Origin of the sequence: Streptococcus sp. 339 (assembly GCF_013277285.1) — a bacterium.
GTDB classification, from domain to species: domain Bacteria; phylum Bacillota; class Bacilli; order Lactobacillales; family Streptococcaceae; genus Streptococcus; species Streptococcus pseudopneumoniae.
This window is the reverse complement of the sequence record NZ_VMMR01000020.1, coordinates 1-8,350: the sequence shown is the minus strand read 5'-3', so window position 1 is coordinate 8,350 and position 8,350 is coordinate 1. Positions and strand designations below refer to the sequence as shown.

Sequence of the window (8,350 nt, the reverse complement as noted above, 5' to 3'; positions counted from 1 at the left end):
TCACAAGCTTATCCAGATGACTATATTTTACTTGTCATGGATAATGCTATATGGCATAAATCAAATACCTTAGAGATTCCAAGTAATATTGAGTTGGCTTTTATCCCACCTTATACACCAGAAATGAACCCTATTGAACAAGTCTGGAAAGAAATTCGAAAACGAGGTTTCAAAAATAAGGCTTTCCAAACATTGGAAGCCGTCATTAATAAGCTTCAAGAAGTTATTCAAGGACTGGAAAAAAGCGTTTTAAAGTCCACTGTCAGCAGACAATGGACAAGGTTGCTTTTTGAAAATGATTGAGTATAAGACTAGAAAAAGGAGAATAACATGATCGATGTAGAAGAAATTCTGAGCAAGATGAACCCCAATCAGAAGATTAATTATGACCGTGTCATGCAGAAGATGGTACAAGTATGAGAGAAAAATGAGCATCGGCCAACCATTCTCATGCATGTTTGCTGCGCCCCTTGCAGTACCTATACCCTAGAATATTTGACCAAGTATGCAGATGTGACCATCTATTTTACAAATTCTAATATCCATCCTAAGGCAGAATACCATAAGCGTGCCTATGTTACTAAGAAATTTGTCAGTGATTTCAATGAGAGGACAGGAGATGTGGTTCAGTACCTAGAGGCTCCCTATGAACCAAATGAATAACGTAAGTTAGTCAGAGGACTGGAAGAAGAGCCTGAAGGTGGCGACCGTTGCAAGGTTTGTTTTGACTACCGACTGGATAAAACAGCGCAAGTGGCTATGGACTTGGGCTTTGACTACTTTGGTTCAGCCTTGACCATCAGTCCTCATAAGAATTCTCAAACCATCAATAGCATCGGAATCGATGTGCAAAAAATTTACACGACCCACTATCTTCCCAACGATTTCAAGAAAAATCAAGGCTACAAACGTTCAGTAGAGATGTGTGAGGAGTATGACATCTATCGTCAATATTATTGTGGCTGCGTCTATGCAGCCCAAGCCCAGAATATTGACCTGGTTCAAGTTAAGAAGGACGCCACAGCATGCTTGTTGGATAAGGATGTTGAGAAAGACTATTCTCATATCAAATTTATAGTAGATTGAAACTAGAATAGTACACCTTTACTTCTAAAACATTGTTAGAAATCGATTTGACTGTCCTTATTTCATTTTACTATACTATTACGAAATTAGATATATAAATGAAAACTTGCCTCAAGGTAGTTTTTTTTGCTAGTAGAAAAGCGATAGACAGAAATTGTTGGACTCTTAAAAAAATGAAGTTTTGCTCAAAAGAGCTTCTTAAATTAAAACGAGCAATTATCAGTTCAAATCTGTTTCAAAAGAAGAACGGATAAATTAATCGATGCTTTGTTTTTGAGTTAGGAAGTTAAGCATGCTAAACTGAGTCGTAGGAATAAATTTCTTTATAGAAATGTGTTACAACTCTGCTATAACGGAATATTCCTTTTTTGCATTTATACAACTTATTTAACACTATCTTTATTCTTGTGATATAATGTCAATTATAGAGTGGGGGTCGTTTAAAATGATTGATAAAGTAATTGAACAATATAAAAGTCATGATAATCTTGATATTCGAGTAGAATTGCATAAGAAGTATTCAAAAAATAAATTGGGATTTAATAATTGGATATTTTCTAACTATCAAATCACTGATGAAGTAAAGGTTCTAGAATTGGGATGTGGTACAGGAGAACTGTGGAAAAGTAATAGTGATTCTATAGATACAATGAAGCAGTTGGTTGTTACAGATTTTTCTAAAGATATGGTAAAATCAACGAAGTCAGTGATTGGAAATAGAGACAATGTTAACTATGAAATAATGGATATTCAAAAGATTTCTTTTGAGAATGAAACCTTTGATATTGTTATTGCTAATATGCTTTTACATCATGTGAATGATATTCCTAAAGCTCTCTCTGAGGTGAATAGGGTCTTAAAAACCGGAGGAATTTTTTACTGTGCTACATTTGGTGAAAATGGAGTTGTAAATTATTTGGCAAATTTATTTAAAGATGAGGTTAATCAAGATTTAGAAAATAAAACGTTTACTTTACAAAATGGTAAAAGGTACCTGAGTAGGTATTTTAACTCTGTCGATACATTACTCTATGATGATGAGTTACAGGTAACTAGTATAGATGACCTAGTTAAATACATCCAATCGTTTAAAGGAATTTCAGAAATAGGTTCACTAGAAGAGGAAATAATACGTAAAAGATTGGAAAGTGAGTTTAATAATGGTATGTTGATCATTCCTAAAGAATATGGTATGTTTATCGCTCGAAAAGAAAGTTAAGGGAATGAAAGTGTGAAAAATTACGGAGAAGCTTTTCGATATTTTAGAAAATTAAACGGATATTCTTTAGAGTATGCTGCAGCTGATTCTATATCAAAATCTCAACTTTCTAGATTTGAAAGGGGAGAAAATGAAATTTCTCTTTCAACGTTTTTTGAATTATTATCAAATATCAATGTTTCGATAGAGAATTTTTGTAATTACCTAGAACATTATAAAAGATCGGAGCGTGATGATTTTTTGGTTAATTTATCTCCGAACTTTTATAGTTTGAATACTAAAGGGTTGGAGGAAATAAAAAATGAGCAACAAAAACTTTTTGAGAAGAGTGGGGAAAAACTCATAAAATAAATACAATTATGGTTCAGGGATTATTAAATCAGATAGATTGTAATCATGTAGTTAGTAGAGATGATCTAAATTTAGTGTATGACTATTTATTCCAGAAGGAACGATGGGAGTCCTATGAGATAACGCTGATTGGTAATTTATATCATCTTTTTGAAATAGATTATATTTACATGGTCGGAAAAGAAATACTAGAGCGTACACATTATTACGAAAAAATCGGCAAGAATAGAAATTTAGTTGTGTCAGCTTGTTTAAATTTTTGGTTCTGTTGCCTTGAAAATTCACATCTAATATATGCAGACTACTTTGAAATGAAATTAAAAAAATTATTAAAAGATGACTATTAAAAGATGACACAAAAGTTTTTGAAAAATCTACATTCAAATTTGTAAAAGGATATAAAATATATCTGACTGAATCTAAAGAATCTGGAATTAAACAAATGAACGATGTCATAAAATATTTTGAGTTTATTGAATCTAAAAGTATTGCTTTATATTTTCAAAAACGATTAAATGAGCTGGTAGATTAAATACCATTTTCTCTGTCGAGATATTGTTTTTAAAATGTTGTACCAAGTGATTGATGCTATGTGGAAATAAAAAAATACGAAGTTGACCTGTATTTTTTATACTAATCATCTTCGTATTTTTTGTATTAAACGATATAAGTTTGTTGTAAACTTACAAGGAACAGAGACATTAAAAAATAACAGTATATCTATTTGTTTTATATATTTTACGAATTCTGCATAAATCTCTTTCTAGTAAGGTGTTGTAACTCTGCTATAATGGATTTATTCCTTTTTGTTTTTACACAATTTATTTTATACTACCAAAAAAACAAGGTCAGGATTTTGTTCCTGACCTTTGACAACTTTACCGATTCTTTAGTTCTACATAGCGCTTGTACCAAATGTTTACATAGGCTTCTGAGAAAGGACCACGTCCATTGTTAATCCAATCAACAAGAATTTTGACATGTTCTTTTAAAATATAGTCCAAATCATCAGAATAATTCATTTTGCGTTTGTGACGCTCGTACTCTTCAACGTCCAAGAGACGTTTTTCCCCATCTGTAAAAATTTTAACATCCAAATCGTAATCAATATACTTCAGTGCTTCTTCATCCAGATAGTAGGGGCTAGCCATATTGCAATAGTAAGAAGTTCCATTATCACGAATCATGGCAATGATATTAAACCAATATTTCTTGTGAAAGTAAACAATAGCCGGTTCTCGAGTGACCCAACGACGACCATCACTTTCGGTAACAAGTGTATGATCGTTGACACCAATAATGGCGTTTTCTGTTGTTTTTAGTACCATGGTGTCCCGCCAAGTTCGGTGGAGACTCCCATCATGCTTATAACTTTGAATTGTAATAAAGTCGCCTTCTTTTGGAAGCTTCATAACTAACCAACTTTCTACAATTTATAAGTTTATCATTTACTATTGTACCATAAAATTACCTAAAATCTGTGAATTTCACTTGGAAATATTAAAGATATTCTCTAAGAGCGCTTGCTATATCCGAAAAATCGTAGCCCTTTCGTGCTAAAACTTGAGTTAAACGCTGCTTCAGTTCGTATCCTTCATACTTTCGAGCATACTTAGTATATTGCTTATCAAGTTCCTTGAAGATGAGTTCTTGAGTCGTTTCTTGGTCAATTTGGCTATCTAAGTCGTCAAAGGCAATTTTAGCATCAGAATAAGAGAAGCCCTTGTTAGTCAAGCTCTGGATAATCTTATCTTGCAGGGCACGAGCTGGAAGTTTTCCCTCATATTTTTTCAATAGTTTATTAGCTACACGTTGAGCAACTTCAGAAAAATCAAATTCTTTCAAGTTCTCTTCTATAGTAGATTTTGAAATCCCTTTTTGAGCTAGTTTCTGAGTCAGCACATAAGGACCCTTGTCTCCTGACAGTTGATTAGCATTGATGCTAGCATAAGCGTATTGGCTATCATTGATCCACTTATCTTCTTTAAGATTAGCAATGACTTGAGAAACGATGTTTTCATCAATATCGTATTTTTTTAGATATTCTCTGACCTCTTTTTCAGTGCGTGCTTTAAAGGATAAATGGTAGAGAGCCAGATTCTTACCATAAGAAAATTGAGCAAAGTCCTGAATCTCTTTCAATTCCTCTTGGCTTATCACCTTATCTCTCGATAACATAAAACGAACAATTGTGTCTTCGGTGATATAGCATTTGTCGCCATTATCAAGCTCCATCAGATAGAGTCTTTTTTTCTTTTCAAGTTTTGTGATTTTCATAATTTCCTTTCATCTAAATGCTTCGAAAGCTGCAACAAGTCGGAGTTTATCCATATCTACATATTCTCTACCGTAATAGTCGAGAAATAATTCAGCATACGTAGCATCTTGTAGGTTGTAATGAAGGGACCAAATTGCCCAAAAGAGGTCGATATGTCGGTCACTAAAACCAGCCAATCCCAAGTCAATAAAGCAAGAAAAATGCGAGGCATCCTTCAAGATGAAATTTGGCAGGCAGGCATCTCCATGAATAAAAGCATCAGCTTTGAGAAGGTGACCTTTCTCTTGTATTAGTTGGTAAGCTTCTTCACGACTGTGAATATGAAATTGAGGCAGAAGAGTCTTGTTATAAAAAGTCCCCTTCTGATAGTTGTTTAAGGCTTTTTCTTTATAACGCTTCAGATGATTTTCCGACGGAAAAGATTGTGGTTTAAGACTGTGAAGTTTGTTTAATGCTTGAGCTAGGGTTTGACAGAGTTTTTCGGGTTGATTTAAAAAATCGAGAGCATTTCTGCCAATGGCTTCTTTGGTCAGAAGGAAGTCCTTTTTTGCTGATAAATAGGTAATCACTGGAGTTCCCAATCCTTCAGTTTCGAACCAATTTGCAATCTTAGCTTCTTGAGCTAATCTGCCTTTTTGATCTATTTTTAAATAGTAACCTGAATCTATATATAGGACAGTTGCACTTGAATGAGAAGAACTATCAGAGAGATTAGCTCCCTTGATATAGCTTCGTAATTGTTCAGGGAAATCTAGTATACTAAAGCGAGGTGTTTTTGAATTCATGCTTTTATTGTAACATATTCTTAAATATCTTAGAAACTCCATGGTATAATAGACCTATGAATCTAAAAATAAAACAAAAAATACCATTAAAAATCAAGCGCATGGGAATTAATGGTGAGGGAATCGGCTTTTACCAAAAAACATTAGTCTTTGTACCCGGTGCTCTCAAAGGCGAAGATATCTATTGTCAGATTACTTCTATTAAACGTAACTTTGTTGAAGCGAAATTATTAAAGGTCAACAAAAAGTCTAAATTCCGCGTTGTGCCAGCTTGTACTATTTATAATGAGTGCGGAGGCTGCCAAATCATGCACCTGCATTATGATAAGCAGCTGGAGTTCAAGACGGACTTGCTTCATCAAGCGCTGAAAAAATTTGCTCCTGCAGGATATGAAAACTATGAAATTCGTCCAACTATTGGAATGCAGGAACCAAAATATTACCGAGCTAAGTTACAATTTCAGACTCGAAAATTTAAGAATCAGGTCAAGGCGGGCTTATATGCACAAAACTCTCACTATTTAGTAGAGTTGAAAGACTGCCTGGTACAAGACAGGGAAACCCAAGTGATTGCTAATCGTCTAGCGGAATTACTTACTTATCACCAGATTCCAATCACAGATGAGAGAAAAGTTCTAGGTGTTAGGACTATTATGGTCCGACGAGCAAGAAAGACTGGACAGGTTCAGATTATTATTGTTACAAATCGTCAGCTTAATTTAACCCAACTAGTAAAAGATTTAGTTAAAGATTTCCCAGAAGTTGTGACAGTAGCTGTGAATACAAATACAGCTAAAACCAGTGAGATTTATGGTGAAAAGACAGAGATTATCTGGGGACAAGAGAGTATTCAAGAAGGTGTACTCGATTATGAATTTTCACTATCTCCTCGAGCTTTCTATCAACTAAATCCTGAACAAACAGAAGTTCTTTATAACGAGGCGGTAAAAGCCTTGGATGTTAATAAAGAAGACCATTTGATTGACGCTTATTGTGGAGTTGGAACAATTGGATTTGCCTTTGCAAAGAAAGTTAAAACACTCAGAGGTATGGATATTATTCCAGAAGCCATTGAAGATGCCAAGCGAAATGCTAAAAGAATGGGATTTGACAATACTCATTATGAAGCTGGAACGGCAGAAGAGATTATTCCTCGTTGGTACAAGGAAGGCTACCGAGCAGATGCTTTGATTGTTGACCCACCACGTACAGGTCTGGATGATAAGTTATTAGATACTATTCTTACTTATGTACCAGAAAAAATGGTCTATATTTCTTGTAATGTTTCGACCTTGGCTCGTGATTTGGTACGCTTAGTAGAAGTCTATGATCTTCATTATATCCAGTCGGTCGATATGTTCCCACATACAGCTCGAACGGAAGCAGTTGTAAAATTAATTAAAAAATTTTAAAAAAGTAGTGTCAATCGAAAGTGATGATGCCCCAAAAAATGGTGAGATTGAGGGCAATTATTTTGCTTTCATTAGCCTCACAGCTCCAAGCCTCTTATCAAATGAAATGCTTGTCTTAGACTCCTTACTTTCTCTCTCCTAAATGTAAGGGATAGAGTGATTTCCTTTAAGGAACAGCTTCCCATTTAGCGAGAAATAGATTATACTTGTAGCTGAGGAGAATGAAGCTCCTCACTAGTAAACTCTTCATAATCCTTTTTATTTTTCTGAAGATATTGTTTGAAAGATGTGAGTTTCCACGGATGGGTTTGTGGAGGGATATACTTGCGTCTTTCTTTTTTTGTTCTGGTTCTGATTCAAAGTTTTTCGAATAGAGTTCATGAACTAGTAGCTCCTTTGTGTGATAGATCTTGTCAGCGATATTGAGGTAGATGTCACCGTCAACTTCTTTTATAACGAATGCTTTCGTCTTTCTGCTGAAGTAGACTTCTTTTCCTTGTTCAACAGGGATATAGCAACGATTTTGGAATCGGATATGGTGTCTACGATCCACGAATCTCTCCGCCAGTCTAGCTAGAATGAGATTTCGTTCAGAGGGCTTAGGAGCCACCTCGAAGACAGAGAGTTTTGTCTTGTTTCCAAACTGTTCATTAAAGGTTTGAATGTAGGAAAGAAGGAAGGTATTGGCTTCTTCCGAGGTATGAATATTGTTTCGTTCCAGTTCAATAGGCAGGCGAGATTGTAGTGCCTGATTGAGTCTTTCGACTCTCCCTTTAGTTTGAGGGATAGCGGTTGTCTCAAGGAGAATCCCCAGTTGGTGACAGGCGTATCCAAACTGTGTATGGGTATCGTCCTCCATTTTCTTAGAGTTGGAGGCTTGATAGGTAAAGACTGTTCTCTTATCTGTTTTAATTTGAAGGGGAATACCGTGATTGGCTAATATTTGTTCAAGGACATGATAGTAAGCATTCAAGTTCTCTTTTTTATCAAAATAAGCCCCTAGGATATTGCCGAAAGCATCATCAATGGCTAAGTGTAAGTTAGAGGTTTCTGCTCCAAACCAGGCATGAGGGCTAGCCTCCATTTGGATGAGTTCTCCAGCAAATTTCTTTCTGGGTCTACTAGGATGTAGCTTTTTAGTGTCTTCCAGGAAATCTTTAGCGGACGGTAAGATTGGATTGTCTAGGGGATGATTGCGGTTCAGTTTAGCTTGTTTTCT

At 35.1% G+C, this 8,350-nt stretch carries 9 protein-coding genes and 2 pseudogenes; 7 read left to right on the top strand and 4 right to left on the bottom strand.

All coding sequences use genetic code 11. The features are described from left to right. The 6 genes and pseudogenes from HT736_RS02585 to HT736_RS02560 form a co-directional block, all read left to right on the top strand. On the top strand, nt 1-303 hold a 303-nt coding region (locus HT736_RS02585), incomplete at its 5' end, for a transposase (RefSeq protein WP_172930719.1). A gap of 27 nt (nt 304-330) precedes the next feature. Continuing rightward, nucleotides 331-1,086 (top strand): annotated as a pseudogene (locus tag HT736_RS02580) (epoxyqueuosine reductase QueH). 445 nt (nt 1,087-1,531) lie between these two features. Further along, nucleotides 1,532-2,305: a class I SAM-dependent methyltransferase gene (locus tag HT736_RS02575; protein ID WP_172930718.1), complete on the top strand. Its 774-nt coding sequence runs from the start codon at nt 1,532-1,534 to the stop codon at nt 2,303-2,305. Nucleotides 2,306-2,317: 12 nt separating this feature from the next. Further along, a complete protein-coding gene (locus tag HT736_RS02570) occupies nt 2,318-2,656 on the top strand; it encodes a helix-turn-helix transcriptional regulator (protein ID WP_007284801.1) in 339 nt (112 codons plus the stop codon). A gap of 8 nt (nt 2,657-2,664) precedes the next feature. Further along, a complete protein-coding gene (locus tag HT736_RS02565) occupies nt 2,665-3,003 on the top strand; it encodes a hypothetical protein (RefSeq protein ID WP_033607083.1) in 339 nt (112 codons plus the stop codon). 56 nt (nt 3,004-3,059) lie between these two features. Next, the gene (locus HT736_RS02560) at nt 3,060-3,188 is read left to right on the top strand and encodes a hypothetical protein (protein ID WP_303620870.1); all 129 of its coding nucleotides are present in this window, start codon (nt 3,060-3,062) and stop codon (nt 3,186-3,188) included. 346 nt (nt 3,189-3,534) lie between these two features. On the opposite strand, the gene HT736_RS02555 is transcribed toward HT736_RS02560, so the two are convergent. The 3 genes from HT736_RS02555 to HT736_RS02545 form a co-directional block, all read right to left on the bottom strand. After that, on the bottom strand, nt 3,535-4,068 hold the full coding sequence (locus HT736_RS02555; protein WP_000775321.1) for a DUF402 domain-containing protein: 534 nt from the start codon (nt 4,066-4,068) through the stop codon (nt 3,535-3,537). Between the two features lie 88 nt (nt 4,069-4,156). Further along, nucleotides 4,157-4,933, bottom strand: coding sequence for a recombination regulator RecX (gene recX, locus HT736_RS02550; protein WP_000705109.1), 777 nt, complete (start codon nt 4,931-4,933; stop codon nt 4,157-4,159). Between the two features lie 9 nt (nt 4,934-4,942). Next, nucleotides 4,943-5,719 (bottom strand): aminoglycoside 3'-phosphotransferase, encoded by a 777-nt coding sequence (locus HT736_RS02545; RefSeq protein ID WP_138704793.1) that lies wholly within the window; start codon nt 5,717-5,719, stop codon nt 4,943-4,945. 56 nt (nt 5,720-5,775) lie between these two features. On the opposite strand from HT736_RS02545, the gene rlmD reads away from it, so the two are divergent. Beyond that, on the top strand, nt 5,776-7,131 hold the full coding sequence (rlmD, locus tag HT736_RS02540; protein WP_138704789.1) for a 23S rRNA (uracil(1939)-C(5))-methyltransferase RlmD: 1,356 nt from the start codon (nt 5,776-5,778) through the stop codon (nt 7,129-7,131). A 200-nt stretch (nt 7,132-7,331) separates the two neighbouring features. Here the strand turns inward: rlmD and HT736_RS02535 are convergent. Then, nucleotides 7,332-8,350 (bottom strand): annotated as a pseudogene (locus HT736_RS02535) (ISNCY family transposase); the annotation flags it as partial.